22 protein-coding genes are annotated in these 19,890 nt (G+C 58.8%); 15 read left to right on the forward strand and 7 right to left on the reverse strand.

Annotation, left to right across the window (positions count from 1 at the left end):
* From rfbB to AMK05_RS07865, 3 genes are read right to left on the reverse strand one after another with little or no spacing between them, the layout of a single operon-like run.
* On the reverse strand, positions 1–1,056 hold the full coding sequence (rfbB, locus tag AMK05_RS07855) for a dTDP-glucose 4,6-dehydratase (protein WP_064838000.1): 1,056 nt from the start codon (positions 1,054–1,056) through the stop codon (positions 1–3).
* A gap of 6 nt (positions 1,057–1,062) precedes the next feature.
* Positions 1,063–1,641 (reverse strand): dTDP-4-dehydrorhamnose 3,5-epimerase, encoded by a 579-nt coding sequence (gene rfbC, locus AMK05_RS07860; RefSeq protein ID WP_064838001.1) that lies wholly within the window; start codon positions 1,639–1,641, stop codon positions 1,063–1,065.
* Positions 1,631–3,616, reverse strand: a complete 1,986-nt coding sequence (locus AMK05_RS07865; protein WP_064838002.1) for a hypothetical protein — start codon at positions 3,614–3,616, stop codon at positions 1,631–1,633. Before AMK05_RS07865 ends, rfbC begins: the two co-directional genes overlap by 11 nt.
* Before the next feature lie 197 nt (positions 3,617–3,813).
* Between AMK05_RS07865 and AMK05_RS07870 the strand changes: the two genes are divergently transcribed.
* Genes AMK05_RS07870 through AMK05_RS07900 form a run of 7 tightly spaced genes read left to right on the forward strand, consistent with a single transcriptional unit; the run spans position 3,814 to position 9,748 of the window.
* Positions 3,814–4,920: a DegT/DnrJ/EryC1/StrS family aminotransferase gene (locus AMK05_RS07870; protein WP_064841310.1), complete on the forward strand. Its 1,107-nt coding sequence runs from the start codon at positions 3,814–3,816 to the stop codon at positions 4,918–4,920.
* A gap of 11 nt (positions 4,921–4,931) precedes the next feature.
* Positions 4,932–5,636, forward strand: a complete 705-nt coding sequence (locus AMK05_RS07875; protein WP_064838003.1) for a WbqC family protein — start codon at positions 4,932–4,934, stop codon at positions 5,634–5,636.
* Between the two features lie 56 nt (positions 5,637–5,692).
* Complete coding sequence (locus AMK05_RS07880; protein ID WP_064838004.1) at positions 5,693–6,661, forward strand: hypothetical protein; 969 nt, start codon at positions 5,693–5,695, stop codon at positions 6,659–6,661.
* Positions 6,658–7,629 carry a hypothetical protein gene (locus tag AMK05_RS07885; RefSeq protein WP_064838005.1) on the forward strand — a complete coding sequence of 324 codons (972 nt, stop codon included), beginning with the start codon at positions 6,658–6,660 and terminating at the stop codon, positions 7,627–7,629. Before AMK05_RS07880 ends, AMK05_RS07885 begins: the two co-directional genes overlap by 4 nt.
* Entirely contained in the window at positions 7,626–8,069 is a 444-nt protein-coding gene (locus tag AMK05_RS07890; RefSeq protein ID WP_064838006.1) for a GNAT family N-acetyltransferase, read from the forward strand. The genes AMK05_RS07885 and AMK05_RS07890 overlap by 4 nt, the downstream gene beginning before the upstream one ends.
* A gap of 3 nt (positions 8,070–8,072) precedes the next feature.
* The gene (locus AMK05_RS07895) at positions 8,073–8,825 is read left to right on the forward strand and encodes a class I SAM-dependent methyltransferase (protein WP_064838007.1); all 753 of its coding nucleotides are present in this window, start codon (positions 8,073–8,075) and stop codon (positions 8,823–8,825) included.
* A 44-nt stretch (positions 8,826–8,869) separates the two neighbouring features.
* A complete protein-coding gene (locus tag AMK05_RS07900) occupies positions 8,870–9,748 on the forward strand; it encodes a glycosyltransferase family 2 protein (protein ID WP_064838008.1) in 879 nt (292 codons plus the stop codon).
* Between the two features lie 103 nt (positions 9,749–9,851).
* Here the strand turns inward: AMK05_RS07900 and AMK05_RS07905 are convergent, their stop codons facing one another.
* The 3 genes from AMK05_RS07905 to AMK05_RS07915 form a co-directional block, all read right to left on the reverse strand.
* Positions 9,852–10,367, reverse strand: coding sequence for a GNAT family N-acetyltransferase (locus AMK05_RS07905; RefSeq protein WP_064838009.1), 516 nt, complete (start codon positions 10,365–10,367; stop codon positions 9,852–9,854).
* A gap of 10 nt (positions 10,368–10,377) precedes the next feature.
* Positions 10,378–10,881, reverse strand: coding sequence for a cupin domain-containing protein (locus tag AMK05_RS07910; protein WP_064838010.1), 504 nt, complete (start codon positions 10,879–10,881; stop codon positions 10,378–10,380).
* 176 nt (positions 10,882–11,057) lie between these two features.
* Positions 11,058–11,417, reverse strand: a complete 360-nt coding sequence (locus AMK05_RS07915; RefSeq protein ID WP_064838011.1) for a hypothetical protein — start codon at positions 11,415–11,417, stop codon at positions 11,058–11,060.
* A 345-nt stretch (positions 11,418–11,762) separates the two neighbouring features.
* Here AMK05_RS07915 and ribH point away from each other — a divergent pair, with 345 nt between their 5' ends.
* The 3 genes from ribH (at position 11,763) to AMK05_RS07930 (ending at position 15,042) form a co-directional block, all read left to right on the forward strand.
* Complete coding sequence (gene ribH / locus AMK05_RS07920; protein WP_003574043.1) at positions 11,763–12,218, forward strand: 6,7-dimethyl-8-ribityllumazine synthase; 456 nt, start codon at positions 11,763–11,765, stop codon at positions 12,216–12,218.
* Positions 12,219–12,221: 3 nt separating this feature from the next.
* Positions 12,222–12,704, forward strand: a complete 483-nt coding sequence (nusB, locus tag AMK05_RS07925) for a transcription antitermination factor NusB (protein WP_064838012.1) — start codon at positions 12,222–12,224, stop codon at positions 12,702–12,704.
* A 199-nt stretch (positions 12,705–12,903) separates the two neighbouring features.
* Complete coding sequence (locus AMK05_RS07930; RefSeq protein ID WP_049733997.1) at positions 12,904–15,042, forward strand: sodium-translocating pyrophosphatase; 2,139 nt, start codon at positions 12,904–12,906, stop codon at positions 15,040–15,042.
* Positions 15,043–15,310: 268 nt separating this feature from the next.
* Here the strand turns inward: AMK05_RS07930 and AMK05_RS07935 are convergent, their stop codons facing one another.
* A complete protein-coding gene (locus AMK05_RS07935; RefSeq protein ID WP_064838013.1) occupies positions 15,311–15,844 on the reverse strand; it encodes an outer membrane protein assembly factor BamE in 534 nt (177 codons plus the stop codon).
* A 187-nt stretch (positions 15,845–16,031) separates the two neighbouring features.
* On the opposite strand from AMK05_RS07935, the gene AMK05_RS07940 reads away from it, so the two are divergent.
* The 5 genes from AMK05_RS07940 (at position 16,032) to AMK05_RS07960 (ending at position 19,782) form a co-directional block, all read left to right on the forward strand.
* On the forward strand, positions 16,032–16,637 hold the full coding sequence (locus tag AMK05_RS07940) for a ubiquinol-cytochrome C chaperone family protein (protein ID WP_082935634.1): 606 nt from the start codon (positions 16,032–16,034) through the stop codon (positions 16,635–16,637).
* Positions 16,638–16,646: 9 nt separating this feature from the next.
* Entirely contained in the window at positions 16,647–17,201 is a 555-nt protein-coding gene (locus AMK05_RS07945; RefSeq protein ID WP_064838015.1) for a YceD family protein, read from the forward strand.
* A 98-nt stretch (positions 17,202–17,299) separates the two neighbouring features.
* A complete protein-coding gene (plsX, locus tag AMK05_RS07950; RefSeq protein WP_064838016.1) occupies positions 17,300–18,346 on the forward strand; it encodes a phosphate acyltransferase PlsX in 1,047 nt (348 codons plus the stop codon).
* Positions 18,347–18,366: 20 nt separating this feature from the next.
* Positions 18,367–19,338: a beta-ketoacyl-ACP synthase III gene (locus tag AMK05_RS07955; RefSeq protein WP_049734143.1), complete on the forward strand. Its 972-nt coding sequence runs from the start codon at positions 18,367–18,369 to the stop codon at positions 19,336–19,338.
* 105 nt (positions 19,339–19,443) lie between these two features.
* Positions 19,444–19,782, forward strand: a complete 339-nt coding sequence (locus AMK05_RS07960; RefSeq protein ID WP_003574027.1) for an integration host factor subunit alpha — start codon at positions 19,444–19,446, stop codon at positions 19,780–19,782.
* Positions 19,783–19,890: the final 108 nt, after the last annotated feature.

Below are 19,890 nucleotides of genomic sequence, written 5' to 3' on the forward strand. Positions count from 1 at the left end.
TTATCGCCCCTTGACAACGCCGAGGCGTTCGCCGGAGTAGACTTTTTCGCGCAGCGGCCTCCACCACCATTCGTTTTCCAAATACCAGTGCACGGTCTTCTCGATGCCGGTTTCGAAGGTCTCTTGCGCCTTCCAGCCGAGTTCGCTTTCGAGTTTCGAGGCATCGATCGCGTAGCGTGCGTCGTGTCCGGGGCGGTCGGTAACATTGGTGATCAGACGTGCATGCGGTGCCTTGTCACTGTAGACGCCGTCGAGAATAGCGCAGATGCGATGAACGACATCGATATTCCTGCGCTCATTGCGGCCGCCCACATTGTATTTTTCGCCAGGGCGCCCTCTGGATGCGATCGTGAAGAGCGCGCGGGCGTGGTCTTCGACATAGAGCCAGTCGCGGACATTCACGCCATTGCCGTAAACCGGAAGAGGCTTGCCCTCCAGTGCGTTGAGGATCATCAGCGGAATGAGCTTTTCCGGGAAATGGAACGGGCCGTAATTGTTGGAGCAGTTGGAGACGACGACTGGCAGGCCGTAGGTGCGGTGCCAGGCGATCGCCAGATGGTCGCTCGCGGCCTTGGAGGCGGAGTAGGGCGAGGACGGATCGTAAGGCGTCGTCTCCTCGAAGAGGCCTTCGTCGCCGAGCGAGCCGTAGACCTCGTCCGTCGAGACATGCAGAAAGCGGAAGGCGCTCTTGCGGCGAACGTCAAGCCCGTCCCAATAGTGCCGTGCGGCATCCAGCAGTCTGAATGTGCCGACGATGTTGGTCTGAATGAAATCGGCCGCGCCCGAGATCGAGCGGTCGACATGGCTCTCTGCCGCCAGGTGCATGACGATTTCAGGACGGAAGGACGCGAATGCTTCCCGCATCCTGGCATGGTCGCAGATGTCGGCGCGCAGGAATTGATAGTTCGGCGCCGATTCGACGGATTTCAGCGATTCCAGATTGCCGGCATAGGTCAGCGTGTCGACATTCAGTACCTCGGCGCCGATCTCGCTGACGAGATGGCGCACCAATGCCGATCCGATGAAGCCCGCTCCGCCCGTGACCAGTATGCGCATTGTCGATCAATCCTGGGGTTGCTGTGCTGAAAAGGAAAAATGGCTTGGCAGATCGGCGAGCCGCGGCAGCGTCTTGTCCTTGTCGGACGATACCATGTCTCGCTCATCGAAGGGCCAGCGAATGCCGATCGCCGGATCGTTCCACGCAATGCCCCGGTCATGCTGCGGGCTGTAGGGTGCGGTTACCTTGTAGCTGATGACGCTGTTCGGCTCGATCGTTACGAACCCGTGCGCGAAACCGGCCGGTATCCAGAGCTGCTTGCCGGTGTCCGGCGAAAGCTCCTGAGAGAGCCATTTGCCGAAGCTCGGTGATCCCTCGCGGATGTCGACGACGACGTCCATGATCCGGCCGGCAAGGCAGCGCACCAGCTTGCCCTGTGCGAAGGGTGGGATCTGGAAATGCAGCCCCCGGACGGTGCCGGCCTGCGCCGAGAGCGATTCATTGTCCTGGATGAATGTGACGTCGGCCACATTTTCCCGGAACCAGGCATCCTTGAATACCTCGGAGAAGTAGCCGCGGTGATCGCCGAAGCGTGGCGGCGTGATTGCAACGATGCCCTCGATGGCGGCGGTCTCAATGCGCATGACGTACCTTTTCTGCGGCCTTCATAACGCTCATCAGCATGTCCGCCTGCGAGCGGATCCGAATGGCCTCAAGACCTTTCGCGGCAATGGCATCGCGCTCGTTAGCATCTGCGATCAGCTTGAAGCAGCGCTCGATCATGTCGTCATAGGGCTCGATTGCCAAGCCGCCGATGAAGGGCTGGAGGTCCGGATCGCGGATGTTGCCTTCCGTCAACACGCAGACCCGATTGGCGAGCAGATAGGAAATGCGCACGATCTCGAAGACGCCGCTGGCATAATGATGGATGTTGATGACGATCTTGGCGCGGGCAATCGCCGCATCGCGTTCCGCACCATAGATGTTGAAGAGGTGGGCGACCTTGAGCCCGCCGTCCTTCAGCGTCTTCAGGATATGGTGGCGGCGTTCGTTCATCGAGCCGTAGAAGAGCACGTCGATATCCTTGACGGGGGCGTGCTGAATCTGGCTCAGGCAACTGTTGTAACCGATCTCGAGCACACCGGCGTGATCGATCCCCTTGGCGGCAAGGTTCTCGCGGTTGCGCGGGCTGTAGTCGAGCACCGGCATCGCCCTCAGGATCGACACATAGCGTGAATTGATCCAGGTGCTTTCTTCAGACACCTGCTCGAGGTTGATCAGAACGCTATCCTTCGGCAGATGAGCGACGACTTCGGGGGCCAGAAGATTGCCGCCGTAGATGATTGGCGCACGGCCGGCAAATGCGTTCATGTCGCGGACGATCGGTGCCGAGCCGCCGAGTTCCTCGAAGGCGCCCTGCAGGCCGAGCGCGACTTCGTCGAAGGCGTGGCTGTGATTGTAGTTTTCAGGCGTGACGATCCAGATGCAATGACGGTCCTTGTGGGCCTGCCATCCGCCGGCAAAGGGCTGCAACGGCGGCTGCTCGATTCTCGGCGCGGCCGGTATGGCGGGCCTTTCCGTTCGTAGCGGCTGCTGTGGCGCCGGAGAGGCGCCTGGAACCTGGTGGGAATAGGCACGCACCAGTTCGGGGCCGCCGGTGAACTGGCCGCGCGGCATCCAGGCCGGCGGATCATCGGCGCACCAGATCAGATGCGGCTGCTTGATCAATGGTTGACGGCCTTGCTGCCACGCGTTCAGGAGAGCATCTTCAGGACTCCGCAGAAAGGCTTCCTTGGCGGCGAAGAGGCCATGCAACATCCGGCCGAGGCGGACGCCGAACTTCCATTCGAAATCGGCAAGGGTCGGCACGAAGGCAGCGACTTTCAATCCGGAGGCGATAGCCTGCTGGACATAAAGGCCGAGCAGACGCTCGATCACGAAAGGGCGCATCTTTGCGTTGGCATCGCGTGAGTAGTGAGCCGTACCGGAATATGCGTTGCCCGCCGCGGTGCCGGCGCGCGCCTGGTTTTCCAGCGATTCGAGAATGCGTTCGCAAAAGGCGAAATACCCGGACCAGAATTTCCGGTTGCCGCAGAAATAGTTGCAGAACATGAAGGCAATCTTGTCCTGCGGCGGCGCGATCGGATAGCCGAGCTCCTGGAGATGCAGAAAGATCGGCTCCATGCCAGGATGACCGCCAAGCAGCGAATGTTCCCAGACGTTGCTGTAGATCGCCGCGTGGCCGATCAGCGGATTGTAAAGATAGGCGTCCGCACCTTCCGCCCTGGCCTTTTCCGCCTCGGTGACGAAGGACGGGAAGCTCGTCACCGACTTCATCTCGAATTTGCTCGAAAGCAGCCCCCAGAACACGTCGTCGCCGAGGCCGATCGCCTCGTGATGCTGATGCAGGGTGAGGAAGAGTTCATATTCGCGGGTCGTCGCCTGCGTATTGAACGAGATGTCGAACGGCATGGCCGCCGCGTCGAGCTGGCTGCGCTGCGAAGCATCGAGATAAGGCTGATAGATAATGACGGATCCCGTGCCGGCCGCTTTCTCCGTGAGAAGCGCCAGATCAGGAAGGCCGGCCGGCAAAGAAGAAATGGGCTGATTGATCGTCAAGGCGTCGTCCTTCGCGCATAGCTACCGTTTTCGTGATTCACGAAACGGCATTCGGGCTGGTTCTGGTGTCGACTATTGGACGTGAAGCTTGCGCCACACTGTTGGGCGGGAATTTCGCTGGTCAGCCTGGGAACAGGTTAAGCCGTGATGTTCGCGCCAGGCCCATTGCGTGATAGTGGCTAACTTTGGACGGCGTCATGAAAAACGAAAAGATCTATGTAACGAAGCCCAGCCTGCCGCCGCTCGAAGAATTCATTCCTTCGCTGGAAGCTATCTGGAACAATCGCATCCTGACCAATGGCGGGCCTTTCCACGAGCAACTGGAGCAGGAGCTCTGCAGCCATCTCGGCGTGAAGCACATCAGCCTGTTTTCGAACGCCACCGTTGCGTTGCTGACGGCGCTTCAGGCGCTCCGCGTCACGGGCGAAGTCATCACCACGCCTTATTCCTTCGTGGCCACTTCGCATTCGCTTCTCTGGAACGGCTTGAAGCCCGTCTTCGTCGACATCGATCCGGTGACGCTCAATCTCGATCCAGCGAAGATCGAGGCAGCGATCACGCAGCAGACGACGGCGATCATGCCGGTGCATTGCTACGGCCACCCTTGCGACGTCGATGCGATCCAGAAGATCGCCGATCTCTACAATCTCAAGGTCATCTATGATGCCGCCCATGCCTTCGGCGTCGAGGACGAACGAGGAAGCATTCTCAATCACGGCGACCTTTCCATCCTGAGCTTCCACGCAACCAAGGTTTTCAACACCTTCGAAGGCGGGGCCATCATCTGCCCTGATGTCAAGACGAAGACTCGAATCGACCAGCTGAAGAACTTCGGTTACGTCGATGAGGTTACCGTGGTAGCGCCAGGCACGAACGGCAAGATGAGCGAATTCAATGCAGCGCTCGGGCTGTTGCAGCTGAAATATATCAATTTCGCCCTTGAAAGGCGTGGGCTCATCGACGCCGCATACCGCGAGCGTCTGCGCGGCGTCGCCGGCATAGAATGCCTGGACCGCTCAGGCGAGACTGTCTCAAATTTCTCTTATTTCCCGATCCTCGTACGCCCTGGCTATCCCATATCGCGCGATGAGCTCTATGAGCTTCTGAAGGAAAACGGCATTCATCCGCGCCGTTATTTCTATCCGCTGATCTCAAGCTTTTCGATGTACCGCAGCCTGCCTTCCGCGCAGCCTGCGAATCTGCCGGTCGCAACCGAAGCCGCACAACAAGTGCTCTGCCTTCCCATCTATCCCGACATGGAAATGGAGGTCGTCGACAAGGTCTGCGCGATCATTGCTTCTTAGGGGTAGACGAAATGAAACTGGCTATTATGCAGCCGTATTTCTTTCCTTACATTGGCTACTTTCAGCTGATCAGTGCGGTCGATAAATTCATCGTCTACGACAATATCAAATACACAAAAAAGGGTTGGATTAACCGAAACCGCATGTTGCGCGACGGCCGGGACGCCACATTCTCTCTGCCGCTGAAGGCCGCGCCGGATAGTTTGGACGTGTGCGAACGCAGCCTGTCGCCAGACTTCGACCGCAACAAGCTGCTCAATCAAATTCAAGGCGCTTATCGACGCGCGCCATTTTTTTCCAATGCTTTCCCGGTAATCGAGCAGGCGATAGGATTTCCCGACAACAATCTTTTTTTCTATATTTTCAACTCAATCAGGGAAATTTGCGGCTACCTTGGCATCAGGACAGACTTCGTCGTTTCCTCTGAAATAACGATAAATCATGATCTCAAGGGCCAGGAAAAAGTTTTGGAGCTTTGCGAGAAAGCGGGCGCGGAGGTCTATGTGAATGCGATAGGGGGTATGGAACTTTACTCTCGAGAGGCGTTTGCTGCGCGCGGTATAGAACTGAAATTCATCAAGTCGAAGTGTGTGGAATATTCTCAGTTCGGCGCTGATTTCGTGCCCTGGCTGTCAATGGTGGATGTCATCATGTTCAATTCGGTGGAAGAGATTCAGGGGAATATGCTGGGTGCGTATGAGCTCATTCAACCTTAGATGCGGACGAGTGGTTCCTTTCGGCGGTCTGCCAAGAAGAAGATATCGGTGAAGCAATGTTCAAATGGAAGAAGTTAGGCAAGGTTTTTACACCGCAGGAGGTGACTGATCGTCCGTGGCTTAAGGAGTTTGCTCAAGCGCCCGCAACGCTGCTTTTCGACGATTTTGTGCGAATATACTTTTCCTGCCGCCCACCAGCGGATCAGGCCGGGCAATATGTCTCGCATTCTGCTTATGTTGACGTGGATAGGGCCGACTTGTTTAAGATCATACGGATCAGCGAAGGTCCGGTCCTGGAATTGGGCGGTCTCGGCGAATTCGATCAATTTGGTACTTATCCGATCTCCGTCGCGAGGGATGGCGACCTCATACGCGCTTACTATGCCGGCTGGACGCGATGCGAATCCGTGCCATTCAACGTCGGTATAGGATTGGCCTTTAGCACGGACGAAGGCCGGACCTTCTCTAAGGCGGGCAGGGGACCCGTCGTGCCATACTCGCCGGATGAACCCTTCGTCCTGAGTGGACCCAAGATTCGGCGTTTTAACGACCGGTGGTACCTGTTCTATATCTCTGGTTCCAAGTGGATCATGGCCAATGGGCGTGCGGAGCCTGTGTACAAAATCCGTCTAGCCACCTCTGAAGATGGCGTGCACTGGAAGAAAGCGAACAGGGATCTGATCGAATCTGTCGTCGAGACCGATGAGGCACAGGCGAGCCCCGATGTGATCTTTGCCGGCGGGCGCTACCACATGTTCTTCTGCTATCGCCACAGCACGAATTATCGCGGCAAGGAAGGGGGGTACCGGATCGGTTACGCCTCGAGCAACGATCTGGTCAACTGGCAACGTGACGATAGCAAAGCGGGGCTGACGGTGTCCGACACAGGCTGGGATGATGAGATGGTTAGCTACCCGCATGTCTTCGAGTTGGATGGCAAGACCTATATGGCCTATCTCGGCAATCAAGTCGGGCGCAATGGTTTCGGCCTTGCTGTTCTCGACGGAAAGCTTGGTGACGCATGACCAAGATGCGATGGAAGAAACTGGGCAAGATCTTTGATCCCACGCAGCATCATCTGCCCGCAGGCTGTGTCGAGTTTGCGCAGTCGCCCCAAGCGCTCGTTTTCGATGACTTTATACGAATCTACTTCTCAACGCGCGCAACTGACGTGAACGGCAAATATCTCAGCCATGTCGCTTTTGTCGATATGGACAAGACTCTGGAGAGGGCCATTCGCGTTTCCGACAGGCCGGTTATTGAACTCGGCAAACTCGGTTGCTTTGACGAGCATGGCATCTTCCCGATGAATGTGATGCGACACGAAGGGAAGATCTACGGCTACACATGCGGCTGGAATCGAAGGGTTGCTGTCTCGGTCGATACGGCAATCGGGCTTGCCCTCAGTCACGACGACGGGATGTCGTTCAAGAGGATCGGCGATGGGCCGGTCTTGTCGGCGTCTCTCAAGGAGCCGTGCCTGGTCGGCGACGGCTTTGTGAAGTTCATCGATGGCCTATTTCACATGTGGTACATTTTCGGGACTGGGTGGAAAGAATACTCCCCGGGCGCGCCTCCGGATAGGACTTATAAAATTGGTCATGCGACCTCGCCAGACGGCATCAATTGGCAGAAGGAGGAAGGCAGGCAGATCATACCGGATCGGCTTGGCGCCGACGAGAGCCAAGCTCTGCCGACCGTCATCCGGATCGATGATCGCTATCATATGTTCTTTTGCTATCGGCAATCGTCGGATTTCCGAACTAACAGGAAACGCGGCTATCAAATCGGCCACGCCTATTCGCACGATCTGATCAACTGGTCACGCGATGACCTTGAATTGGGGATTGAAGGAACGGACGGCGAATGGGATTCCGACATGTTGTGCTATCCGCACGTCTTTGAGGCGGATGGGGCGATTTACCTCCTCTATAACGGAAACCAGTTTGGCCGGCATGGATTCGGCGCCGCAATATTGGAACGCGCTGCATGACGCCGGATTGGGGCCACAACCTCGCTTCGGCAAGCGACATCGCCTACCACTTGAATGAATGCGGAAGTGTTTTCGCCGAGGGGCTTCGCGCACGCGTGGACATCGACGCTTATGCGCTGAAAATCCTGCTCAATGCCGAGCGCTTTGAGGCATGGTCTGACGGTAGGTTGATCGGGCTTCTGGCCATATATTGCAACAATTCCCAACAGACATCGGCGTTCATCACGAATCTAAGTGTGTTCGAAGAATGGCGCGGCAGGGGGATAGCGGGAGCGTTGCTTGAACGGAGCATCGCTTTGGCCAGGCAGAAGAGGTTTGAAACGATACGCCTCGAGGTCGAGGCGAAAAACACGGCCGCCGTCGCTGTCTATAGCAGATATGGGTTCGTGGTGCTGGATAGCGAACAGTCAATGCTGACAATGAAGCGAGATTTGGGGTAGAAGATGGCTGAGAAGAAGCGCGATTATAATAGCGAAATCAAGGATGCTAGTGATCATCGCTACGCATACAACTTCGATTTTGACGTCATGCATCATTATATGCTGAAGTCTTTCATGCCCTTTTTCCGCCCGGGAAGCCTGCTTGAACTTGGAAGTTTCCGGGGCGATTTCACGAAAAGGATCGTTCCTTATTTCGACGATATCACCTGCGTAGAAGCCTCCGATGAGGCAATAGCCGTCGCGAGGAACGAACTGGGTGACGGCCTGACATTTATCAATGACGTGTTCGAAGAGGTGAAGCTCCCCAAGCGCTATGACAATGTCCTGCTGACACATGTTCTCGAGCATCTGGACGATCCGGTAGGCGTGCTGAAGCGCATCAATGACGAATGGCTATCGGAAGGGGGCAGGCTCTTCCTGGTATGCCCGAATGCGAATGCCCCGTCCCGCCAGATCGCTGTTAAAATGGGTTTGATAAGCCACAATTCCGCAATCACGAAGGCGGAAGCGGAACATGGTCACCGCATCACATATTCACTAGATACCCTGGAGCGCGATGCAAGATTGGCGGGATTGAACGTTGTGCATCGGTCCGGCGTTTTCTTCAAAGCCCTGGCAAATTTCCAGTGGGATCGCTTGCTCCAGACGGACATCATTTCCAGTGAATATCTGGAGGGGTGCTATCAGCTAGGGCAAATCTATCCCGATCTTTGCGCCAGCATCTTTCTCATGTGTGAAGCCGGCCGAGCGCAATAGGCTGCGCTTTAGCGAACTCAACTTCTGAATTCGAAGGATGTCCGATGCCGCGCGTATCGATCTGTATTCCCGCATACAAGGCCGACTATTTCGAACTGTGCCTGCGAAGTGCGTTAGCTCAAAGCTTCACCGATGTCGAAATTCTGGTGTCGGATGATTGTCCGACCGATGAAATCCAAGCGATCTGCCGGAACTACGAAGGGTTTGTCCAATACAGCCGCAATCCGAATCCCGGTCCCGAGAGCAATGTGCGCAGACTGGTGGAAATCGCGAGCGGCGAATACATCAAATTCCTGTTCGATGACGACGTGCTACACCCTTTCTGCATACAGTTCCTGCTAGAGGCGCTGGAGTCGACAAAGGAAAGAAACACGCGCCTTTCGTTTTCTCCTCGTTATTTGATTGACGGGAAAAATCACACTACCGGCTTCATCAACCACTTCAATGCTTCCGGAGATGGCCTCAAGATCGTTTCTGGCGACGACTTCTTGCGGTTGACGGCTCTCAATCACGTCAATTTGGTTGGAGAGTATACAACGGCTTTATTTCGGAAGGAGGATGCATTCGATAGCAATGGTCAATTCCGATTGTATAAGATGGAAGGCGATCTCTTTCCTGGCTTGATTGATTTGTCAGCCTGGGTGGAACTGGCGCAGCTCGGCAACTTCGTCGTTCATCCTACACCGCTTTCCTATTTCAGGCGCCATGAGAACGCCACGTCGAACCCAGAGGTCAACTGGAAATTCATTTATGCAATCACCTACTATGAGGACGTGCTAAATTTTGCGTTTGAAAGAGGTTATTTGCCGGCAAGCGACTTGCCTACCTCATATCGTAACCTGCTGAATGTCTACCGGTACTGGCAGAATTCGTTCCCTCAGCTTGGAGCGAGAATTGCGCAAATTGAAGAAGCACTGATGTAAAAGAAAGGTGGCACGCCCTCGTGCATTCGCAACCCCGCATTCCACGAGCATCGGGCCGGTGCGGTGGACGCCCTGCGCCACTCTGTGCCCGTTTGGCGGATCCCTACCGCGAAAACTGAATGATCTCGCCGTTATACTGCGTGCGTGTGGTCTCGCGGAAACCGAGCTTGGCTGCGACCCTGAGCGAGGCCTGGTTTTCCGGGCTGATGATGCAGCTCATCGGCTTTCCCGGGAAATAGCTTTCCGCCCAGCCGATCAGCGCCGTCAGCGCCTCGGTGGCATAACCGCGGCCATGCGCCGAGGGCATCAGCACCCAGCCGATCTCCATCGTCCCCTCGATCGGCGGTTCCATCTCGCGGCGCGATTCCATGAAGCCCGCTTCGCCGATGAAACGACCGCTCGCCTTTTCCTCGATCGCCAGAAAGCCGAAGCCCATATGGTGCCACATGCCGGCAATCCGCAGCATGCGGCTCCAGCTCTGCTCGCGCGTCGATGGGCTGCCGCTGATGAAGCGAACGACGTCTTCGTCTGCCCAGAGTGCCGCATGGGCCTCGAAATCGTCGAGGCGGTGTGGACGGAGCGTCAGCCGCTCCGTTTCGAGGGTTGGGATGTCGGTCATATCGGGTCCTTCAGGCGCCGGGCTCGCCGTCCCAATAGTCGAGATCGCCTTCCGGTCGGCCGATATGGCGGAAGCGTACAGGTTTGGAACCGTCTCTGTTGGTCTTGGCAAGAAATTTTCCGGAGTCCGGGTATTCGACGATCTCGGTCTTCGCCATCGTCGAGATGCCGAGATAGACGAGCGGAGCGGTGCCGGTGTTGATGATCTGGTGCGCCGTTTCCGGCCCGCCGGCCGGGGCGCCGAGCGTGTCGCCCGCCTTGATCGCATGGCGCTCGCCGCCGAAGCGGTATTCGCCGCTGCCTGATATCACGTAGAAAAGCTCGTCTTCGACATGGTGATTGTGGAAAGGGCAGCCCGATTTGCCCGGCGGCACCTCGTTATAGCTGATGCCGAGGCCGGTCAGGCCGAGAAGCGCGCCGAACGACGTGTCCAGGCTTTCATAGAGCGTGCCCCGTTTCCAATGGTCGAGCTTGAGATCGGCGATATTGATCGCCGCCTTCGATTCCCTGGCCATGATGTCCTCCTGTTGCAGAAAGAGAAACCATCATCGCCGGGGAAAATTCAATAGTTTTCTGGAAATCCCCGGCATAGGCGGAGAAAGGCATGGGCGGAGAAAAGCATGGGCGGAGAGGAGACCGCCGCCCATGCTTTGAGCGCCGCGCACCGATGGGACGCGATGCGCTCGAGCTGTCAGCGGACGTAGAAGGTCAGGCTTCCGTCGGCGGCCTGTTCGGCATTGACGATGTTGCGGACGTCGACGCCCTCATTGTTGAGCCGATGGGCCAGCGACCGGTTGGCGTCGATCGAGGCCTGGATGGCGTGAACGGCCTGGCCGGAACGTTCCGGCGCCGAGCGCGGCCCGGTGCTCTCGTCGTCGAGGTTGCGCCAGTTATGGACCTGCTCGACGTTGAAATCATTGCCGTGGAAGGTCCTGAGAGTCTGCTCGATGCCCTGGGCAGTGTTCATCCCGAGGCTTTCGGCCCGGCTGACACCGGCAAATGCGAGGGAGGAGAGGGTGGCTGCGATGGTGAGAGTGACAACGCGGTTCATGATTATATCCTTTCATCTGCTTTGACGGTCGGCTGTCGTTGCAGGGGATCGTCTGTCACGACATGGAATTGGCGTTCTCCTCTTCGCGATTCAATAGGTTAAGCCACTGAAAACGCATTAAGAATTGTTCATGAAATCCGCCTTCGAATTGCCGTTTTCCAGGCATGCGGAAAAACGGGGTCGAAAGGCCTGCCGAGCAGCGTGGTGGTGGCGCGGCTATCCCCTTGCGGATATTTCTTCTTTGGCGCTGCGGCATCGGGCGAAAGTGCTTGCCATTCTGGTGAAGGCATGTTTTGACCGCGGGCTGCCGCGAGTGGAAAACGCCCCACAAAACGAAGGTGAACCATGCCGAGAGAGACCGCTCCCCATATTTTGATCGTTGAGGCCCGCTTCTACGACGACATGGCCGACGCCCTGCTCGAAGGCGCGACCTTCGCATTGGAACAGGCCGGCGCCACCTTCGAGGTCGTCACCGTTCCCGGCGCACTGGAAATTCCGGCAGCGATTGCCATGTCGCTCGATGGAGACGACAATGGCGGAACGCATTATGATGGCTATGTCGCCCTCGGCATGGTCATTCGCGGCGAGACCTATCACTTCGATATCGTGTCGAACGAATCCTCGCGCGCTTTGATGGATCTTGCGGTCAGCGAGTCGCTTGCCATCGGCAACGGCATTCTGACCGTGGAAAATGACGAACAGGCCTGGGCGCGCGCGCGCCGCTCGGACAAGGACAAGGGCGGATTTGCCGCCCGCGCAGCTCTGACGATGATCGAGCTGAAGCAGAAACTGGGTGCATAACGAATGAACGACGACAAGACGGAACGGCCGGTCAAGACTGCAAACCAGCGGGGCGCTGCCCGTCTTGCTGCCGTTCAGGCACTGTATCAGATGGATGTCGGCGGCACCGGCGTTCTGGAAATCGTCGCCGAATACGAGGCGCACCGTCTTGGCCAGGAAATCGACGGCGCCACCTATCTGAAGGCCGATGCCGGCTGGTTCCGTTCGATCGTCTCCGGCGTCGTGCGCGATCAGACCCGTCTCGATCCGCTGATCGCCGCAGCCCTGCAGGATGACTGGGCCTTGTCGCGCCTCGACAGCACCGTGCGCGCCATCCTGCGCGCCGGCGTCTTCGAGATCACTGATCGCAAGGACGTCCCGGTGGCGGTCATCGTCACCGAATATGTCGAGATCGCCCAGGCCTTCTTCGACGACGACGAGCCGAAGCTCGTCAATGCGGTGCTCGACCGTATTGCCAAGCAGGTTCGCGGCGAGACGAAGAAGTAAGTCTTTAGCCGCCAAACAATCTCCCTAAGTCTTTCTTTGCACTGCAACGGTTTTCGCCCGTTGCGGTCTTGACGCCACGTGATCGACCACGCAATCTCCGCACCGCTTAGCTGTGGCATTTCTGTGGAGAGGAAAGGCGATTCGGCGGCGTTTTTGCCGGAGGAGGAGTGAGCTCCGGCCTATGGGAGGAAAGAGCGAAATGACCATTCTTTTATGCGTAATTGCATGCGGTCTGCTCTCGGTGGTCTATGCCGCCTGGGCAACCCGATCGGTGCTTGCCGCCGATCAGGGCAATAGCCGCATGCAGGAGATCGCGGGCTATATCCGCGAGGGCGCCCAAGCCTATCTGACGCGCCAGTACAGAACCATTGCCCTTGTCGGCGTCGTTGTTTTCATCGCAGCCTGGCTGCTTCTTTCCGCCACGGCCGCCATCGGTTTCCTGATCGGCGCCGTGCTTTCCGGGGCTGCCGGCTTCATCGGCATGCACGTCTCCGTCCGCGCCAATGTGCGCACCGCCCAGGCGGCTTCCGCCAGCCTCTCCGCCGGTCTCGACATCGCCTTCAAGTCCGGTGCGATCACCGGCATGCTGGTGGCCGGCCTCGCGCTGCTCGGCGTCTCCATCTACTATACCATTTTGACCTTTGGCCTTGGCCATGAGAGCGGTTCGCGCGAAGTCATCGATGCGCTGGTGTCGCTCGGCTTCGGCGCTTCGCTGATCTCGATCTTCGCCCGTCTTGGCGGCGGCATCTTCACCAAGGGCGCCGATGTCGGCGGCGACCTCGTCGGCAAGGTGGAAGCCGGCATTCCCGAGGACGATCCGCGCAACCCGGCAACGATCGCCGATAACGTCGGCGACAATGTCGGCGACTGCGCCGGCATGGCCGCCGACCTCTTCGAGACCTATGCGGTCTCAGTCGTCGCCACCATGGTTCTCGCCGCCATCTTCTTTGCCGGCGCGCCGATCCTCCAGTCGGCGATGATTTATCCGCTGGCGATTTGCGGCGCCTGCATCATCACCTCGATCATCGGCACCTTCTTCGTCAAGCTCGGCTCGAACGGCTCGATCATGGGCGCTCTCTACAAGGGGCTCATCGTCACCGGCCTGCTGTCGATCGTCGGTCTCGGCGCTGCCACCTCGCTGACGGTCGGCTGGGGCTCGCTCGGCACGGTCGCCGGTGCCGACGTGACCGGTACGAACCTCTTCGTCTGCGGCCTTGTCGGCCTCGTCGTCACCGCGCTGATCGTCGTCATCACCGAATACTACACCGGCACCGGCAAGCGCCCGGTCGTGTCGATCGCCCAGTCGTCGGTCACCGGTCACGGCACCAACGTCATCCAGGGCCTGGCGGTCTCGCTGGAATCGACCGCCCTGCCGGCCATCGTCATCGTCGGCGGCATTCTGGCCACCTACCAGCTCGGCGGCCTTTTCGGCACCGGCATCGCGGTCACCGCCATGCTTGGCCTTGCCGGCATGATCGTCGCCCTTGACGCCTTCGGCCCGGTCACCGACAATGCCGGCGGCATCGCCGAAATGTCGCATCTGCCGCCTGAGGTGCGCAAGTCGACCGACGCGCTCGACGCCGTCGGCAATACCACCAAGGCGGTCACCAAGGGCTATGCGATCGGCTCGGCCGGTCTCGGCGCGCTGGTGCTCTTTGCCGCCTATGCCAACGACCTCAGGTATTTCGCGGCCCACGGCGACCAATATCCCTATTTCGCCAATATCGGCGAAATCTCCTTCGAATTGTCGAATCCCTATGTCGTCGCCGGCCTGCTGTTCGGCGGCCTCATCCCCTATCTCTTCGGCGGCATCGCCATGACGGCCGTCGGCCGCGCCGCCGGCTCGATCGTCGAAGAGGTGCGCCGTCAGTTCAAGGAGAAGCCGGGCATCATGCAGGGCACGGACAAGCCGGACTACGGCAAGGCCGTCGACCTTCTGACCAAGGCCGCCATCCGCGAAATGCTGGTGCCATCGCTGCTGCCGGTGCTGGCCCCGATCGTCGTCTATTTCGGCGTGTTGCTCATCTCCGGCTCCAAGGCCTCGGCCTTCGCCGCACTTGGCGCATCGTTGCTCGGCGTCATCATCAACGGCCTCTTCGTCGCCATCTCGATGACATCGGGCGGCGGCGCCTGGGACAATGCCAAGAAGAGCTTCGAGGACGGCTTCGTCGACAAGGACGGCGTGCGTCACATGAAGGGCTCGGATGCGCACAAGGCATCCGTCACCGGCGATACCGTCGGCGATCCCTACAAGGATACGGCCGGCCCCGCCGTCAACCCGGCGATCAAGATCACCAACATCGTCGCGCTGCTGCTGCTCGCTGTTCTCGCCGGTTGATGCGAGAACCGCCGATGGCTGCCCCTCACCCTAACCCTCTCCCCGTTCTGACGGGGAGAGGGGACGTGCCTTGTGAGACGCTGGTGAGGGACGGGGAGCTGGCGGCGTGTCCCCTTCGCCCCGCAGGCGGGGAGAAGGTGGCGGCAGCCGGATGAGGGGCGGGCGTCCAATCTCCTGGGCCGAAGATGACGCCAATTAAAAAACTAGATTTCTCAACAAAAAACCCGCCGGAGCGATCCGACGGGTTTTGTTGTTGAAGCTTGTCCGATCAGCGCAGGCTGCTCGGATTCTGCGGCGTGCCGCCGGCGCCGCCGCCGAACAGGCTGCGGGCAGCACTTGCAGCGCTGCCGCCGGATAGCATCTGCTGCAGGAAGGTGAGTTCCTTGCCGCCGGTCGGCGTGACGCGTCCGATCGTGTCGAACACCTTGCCGTCCTGCAGCGCATAATTGGCGCGGCGGCTGACGACGCCGTCCTTGTCGAAATAGATCGCCAGAACGCTCTGGTCGACGACCTTTAGTTTCTGGAAGGCGACCGCACGTGTGCGCCGCTGCGAGATATAATAGAAGACTTCGCCGTCGAAGGTCGCCGTCGTCGACGGAGTGCCGAGCGAAAGCAGCACCTGCTCACGGCTGGATCCTTCCGGAACGAGGTTCAGCGACTGCTGGTCGGCGACGTATCCGCCGTTGAGCACGGTGCTGGTTTGGCAACCGGAAAGAGCCGTGGTGGAGGCGATTATAAGGGCAATGGCCGCACTGCTGAAGAGTTTCACGTCAGACTTGAAATACCGTTTCTTCAACGACATCTACTCCCTAAAGTATCGATAGCAGCCATTTGGGCCTTGCACGCTTTACCTCCTGCAAAACCATTGTGGCCATTCCGGGTCGACTATCCCGATTTCGCTTCGCTGACGCATCGAGGGCGTCGTCCCGAAACTGGCCACGATCGGCATTGCAATTCGCGCCTGCTTCGGTAAACCAGCTTTCGAAATCATGCAACAAGGCCAGAGGCCGGCCGGCGTGAAGAATGAGGCATTTCCGGAAAAAACAATGATCTTCGGGCTGTTCCGCAAGAAAAACAACAATCAGGCAATCGTCGACAGGCAATATGCGCTGCTGACGGCGGCCGCGCGCATGCCGGAGATTTATGAGCGGCTCAATGTGCCGGATACGGTCATGGGCCGTTTCGAGATGCTGTCGATCGCCATGATTCTGTTTTTCCGCCGCACGCGCAGCTCCGCCGTGAGCGGTCAGGAGATCGCCCAGGAGATCGTTGACGCCTTCTTCCAGGATATCGACTATTCGATCCGCGAACTCGGCATCGGCGATAACAGCGTGCCGAAGCGCATGAAGAAGCTCGCCGGCATGTTTTACGGCCGGCTCGAAGCCTATTCGAAGGCGATGGACATGGGCGATACCGAAGCGCTCGCACTGGCGCTCACGCGCAATGTCTATCCGGAAAGCCCGGCGCCGGCCGACATGTCCGGTCTCGCCGGCTGGATGATCGCCGCGGAAGCGCATTTGTCGGCTCTGGCCGAAGAGGAGATCGCCACCGGTTCGGCGACGCTCCCGCCGGTTGCCCACCCACCGGTTGCTTAGGAGGACATCATGAAGAACGATCGGGACCATGTTCCCTTCTCCTATCACGTCAAGGTCGGCCATATCTCGGCCAACCCCGTCGAGGTTCATGTCGAGGCTGATGCCAACGAGTTGAAGGCGCTTGCCGAAAGCTGGAGCGTCGTCGCCGTCGATGATCTCCGCGCCGATCTGCAGATTGCCCGCTGGAAGCGCGACGGCGTGCGCATCAAGGGGCGCGTACAGGCGAAGATCGTCCAGTCCTGCGTCGTGACGCTGGAGCCGGTCGAATCCGCCATCGACGAGAGCTTCGAGCAGATTTTCGTGCCTGAAGGTTCCAAGCTTGCCCGCCAGGCCGGCAATGATGCCGGCGAGATGCTGCTCGATCCCGACGGTCCCGATCTGCCCGAAACCTTTGTCGGCGATACGATCGATGCCGGCGAGGTGGTTGCCGAATTCGCCGCTCTTGCGATCGACCCCTATCCGCGCAAGGCGGGCATCGAATTTTCAGGCCATATCGAGGATAGCGGCGAGGACGACAAAAAGCCTTCGGCTTTCGCTGCCCTCAAGGATTGGAAAAAGGACTGAAGCGCCTCTGGCATTTGACATAATTCAGTTGTAAGCGACGCCAAAACCGGTATTTTGGCCGAAATTTCGCCCTCGGCGAAAAGAAGGATCAGGGACGCGTGATCAGAATATCTCTCGACCTCATGGGTGGCGACTTTGGTCCCCAGGTTGTCATCCCCGGCGCCGCCAAGGCGCTGGACCGGCATCCGGATATTTTCTTCGTTTTCTACGGTCTCAAGGAACAGTGCGATCCGGTTCTCGCCAAGTTTCCGAAGCTCAAGGAAAAATCGGTCTTTCACGACTGCGAGCTTGCCGTCAGCATGAGTGAGAAGCCGAGCCAGGCGCTCCGCCGCGGCCGTTATATCTCCACCATGTGGCGCTCGATCGAGGCGGTGAAGACCGGGGAGGCCGATGTCGCGGTCTCGGCCGGCAATACCGGCGCGCTGATGGCGATGGCGAAGTTCTGTCTGCGCACCATGGCCAATATCGAGCGCCCGGCGATCGCCGCGATCTGGCCGACGCTGAAAGGCGAGAGCATCGTGCTCGATGTCGGCGCGACGATCGGCGCCGATGCGCAGCAGCTGATGGATTTCGCCCTGATGGGCGGCGCCATGGCGCGGGCGCTGTTCGAGGTCGAACGTCCGACGGTCGGCCTTCTGAATGTCGGCGTCGAGGAGATGAAAGGCCAGGAAGAGGTCAAGGAGGCCGGCCGGCTGCTGCGCGAGGCGAACATCGATTCGCTCGAATATTCCGGCTTCGTCGAGGGCAACGACCTTGGCAAGGGCACGGTCGACGTCGTCGTCACCGAAGGTTTTTCCGGCAATATCGCTTTGAAGACCGCCGAAGGCACCGCCAAGCAGATCGCCGAATATCTGCGTGCCGCCATGTCGCGCACGTTGCTTGCCCGCATCGGCTACCTCTTTGCCAAAAGCGCCTTCGACCTGCTTCGCGAGAAGCTCGATCCGAGCAAGGTCAATGGCGGCGTGTTTCTCGGCCTGAACGGCATTGTCATCAAAAGCCATGGCGGGGCGAATGCCGAAGGCATCGCAGCGGCCATCGAAGTCGGCTATGATATGGCCAAGAACGGCCTCAATCAGAAAATAGAAAACGATCTTAAGAAATATCATGCCAAGCGGCTGCCCCCGATGGGCCCGGAAGCTGCATGAGCAATGGGGTTCAATCGAATATGATCCGTTCAGTGGTTCGCGGGTTCGGAGCCGCACTCCCGAAGCGCGTGATGACCAATGGTGACATGGAGGCCATCGTCGACACGTCGGACGAATGGATCGTCCAGCGCACCGGCATCCGCCAGCGTTATGTCGCCGGCGATGACGAGACGACGGCCTCGCTCGGTGAGGCCGCCGCGCGTGCCGCCCTTGCCAATGGCGGCCTGACGCCCGCCGATATCGATATGATCATCTGCGCTACCTCGACGCCGGATAACACCTTTCCAGCAACCTCGGTCAATATCCAGAACCGTCTCGGCATGAGCCACGGCTTCGCCTTCGACGTCCAGGCCGTCTGCACCGGTTTCGTCTATGCGGTCACGACGGCGGATGCCTATATCCGCGGCGGCCTCGCCAAGCGCGTTCTCGTCATCGGCGCTGAAACCTTTTCGCGCATTCTCGACTGGAACGACCGCACCACCTGCGTGCTGTTCGGCGACGGCGCCGGCGCGATCGTGCTCGAAGCGGCAGAAGGCGAGGGCACGGTTGCCGATCGCGGCGTGCTGACCGCGCATCTGCGCTCCGACGGCTCGCACAAGGAAAAGCTTTATGTCGATGGCGGGCCGTCGACGACCGGCACCGTCGGCAAGCTGCGCATGGAAGGCCGCGAGGTCTTCAAATATGCCGTCGGGATGATCACCGATGTCATTCAGGCTGCCTTCGATTCCACAGGCACCACCGCCGAGGATCTCGACTGGCTGGTGCCGCATCAGGCCAATCGGCGCATCATCGACGGCTCGGCCAAGAAGCTGAACATCGATGCGGCGAAGGTCGTCGTCACCGTCGATCTGCACGGCAATACCTCGGCCGCCTCGATCCCGCTTGCGCTGGCGACCGCCGCCGGCGACGGCCGCATCAAGAAGGGCGACCTGGTGATGCTCGAAGCCATGGGCGGCGGCTTCACCTGGGGCGCCGTTCTGCTGCGCTGGTAGGCACGAATCCAAAAAAACTGGCGGCGAACAAGAGCTTGACCGTAAGGCGCAAGACAAATACTCTTTGCGCGATTTCACAAAATATTTGTAATGGGCGGGGAAACCATGACCGGAAAAACAGTGACGCGAGCAGACCTGGCGGAATCGGTTTTCCGAAAGGTCGGGCTGTCCCGCACCGAATCTGCGGAACTTGTGGAAACCGTCATCGACGAAGTTTGCAACGCCATCGTGCGTGGTGAAACCGTCAAGCTGTCCTCCTTCGCCACCTTCCAGGTGCGCGACAAGAACGAGCGGATCGGCCGCAACCCGAAGACCGGCGAGGAGGTTCCGATTTCTCCCCGCCGGGTCATGACTTTCAAGGCGTCGAACGTGCTGAAGACACGCATCCTCAAGGCGCATGTGTCTCGCAAGGTCAAGCTGAAGCCGCAGAATCCGGCCTCCTGATCACCGGCTTTCCGTTTCCAAACGGCGTTTTTTTCCCCTCGCACTGTCCTGCGTTGTGCGCAACGTCGAGACATGACTTGAATTGTCGGCGCCAAACCGTTGAAATAT

It is taken from the genome of Rhizobium sp. N324 (assembly GCF_001664485.1).
Taxonomy (GTDB): domain Bacteria; phylum Pseudomonadota; class Alphaproteobacteria; order Rhizobiales; family Rhizobiaceae; genus Rhizobium.

Bases quoted from the DNA above. Each gene is read 5' to 3' on its own strand.
- rfbC (WP_064838001.1), bottom strand. From the start codon at position 1,641: ATGCGCATTGAGACCGCCGCCATCGAGGGCATCGTTGCAATCACGCCG.
- AMK05_RS07880 (WP_064838004.1), top strand. From the start codon at position 5,693: ATGTTCAAATGGAAGAAGTTAGGCAAGGTTTTTACACCGCAGGAGGTG.
- AMK05_RS07945 (WP_064838015.1), top strand. From the start codon at position 16,647: ATGAAGAACGATCGGGACCATGTTCCCTTCTCCTATCACGTCAAGGTC.
- ribH (WP_003574043.1), top strand. From the start codon at position 11,763: ATGCCGAGAGAGACCGCTCCCCATATTTTGATCGTTGAGGCCCGCTTC.
- AMK05_RS07940 (WP_082935634.1), top strand. From the start codon at position 16,032: ATGCAACAAGGCCAGAGGCCGGCCGGCGTGAAGAATGAGGCATTTCCG.
- AMK05_RS07875 (WP_064838003.1), top strand. From the start codon at position 4,932: ATGAAACTGGCTATTATGCAGCCGTATTTCTTTCCTTACATTGGCTAC.
- nusB (WP_064838012.1), top strand. From the start codon at position 12,222: ATGAACGACGACAAGACGGAACGGCCGGTCAAGACTGCAAACCAGCGG.
- AMK05_RS07870 (WP_064841310.1), top strand. From the start codon at position 3,814: ATGAAAAACGAAAAGATCTATGTAACGAAGCCCAGCCTGCCGCCGCTC.
- AMK05_RS07905 (WP_064838009.1), bottom strand. From the start codon at position 10,367: ATGACCGACATCCCAACCCTCGAAACGGAGCGGCTGACGCTCCGTCCA.
- rfbB (WP_064838000.1), bottom strand. From the start codon at position 1,056: ATGCGCATACTGGTCACGGGCGGAGCGGGCTTCATCGGATCGGCATTG.
- AMK05_RS07885 (WP_064838005.1), top strand. From the start codon at position 6,658: ATGACCAAGATGCGATGGAAGAAACTGGGCAAGATCTTTGATCCCACG.
- AMK05_RS07960 (WP_003574027.1), top strand. From the start codon at position 19,444: ATGACCGGAAAAACAGTGACGCGAGCAGACCTGGCGGAATCGGTTTTC.
- AMK05_RS07930 (WP_049733997.1), top strand. From the start codon at position 12,904: ATGACCATTCTTTTATGCGTAATTGCATGCGGTCTGCTCTCGGTGGTC.
- AMK05_RS07935 (WP_064838013.1), bottom strand. From the start codon at position 15,844: ATGTCGTTGAAGAAACGGTATTTCAAGTCTGACGTGAAACTCTTCAGC.
- AMK05_RS07910 (WP_064838010.1), bottom strand. From the start codon at position 10,881: ATGGCCAGGGAATCGAAGGCGGCGATCAATATCGCCGATCTCAAGCTC.
- AMK05_RS07900 (WP_064838008.1), top strand. From the start codon at position 8,870: ATGCCGCGCGTATCGATCTGTATTCCCGCATACAAGGCCGACTATTTC.
- AMK05_RS07915 (WP_064838011.1), bottom strand. From the start codon at position 11,417: ATGAACCGCGTTGTCACTCTCACCATCGCAGCCACCCTCTCCTCCCTC.
- AMK05_RS07890 (WP_064838006.1), top strand. From the start codon at position 7,626: ATGACGCCGGATTGGGGCCACAACCTCGCTTCGGCAAGCGACATCGCC.
- AMK05_RS07895 (WP_064838007.1), top strand. From the start codon at position 8,073: ATGGCTGAGAAGAAGCGCGATTATAATAGCGAAATCAAGGATGCTAGT.
- AMK05_RS07955 (WP_049734143.1), top strand. From the start codon at position 18,367: ATGATCCGTTCAGTGGTTCGCGGGTTCGGAGCCGCACTCCCGAAGCGC.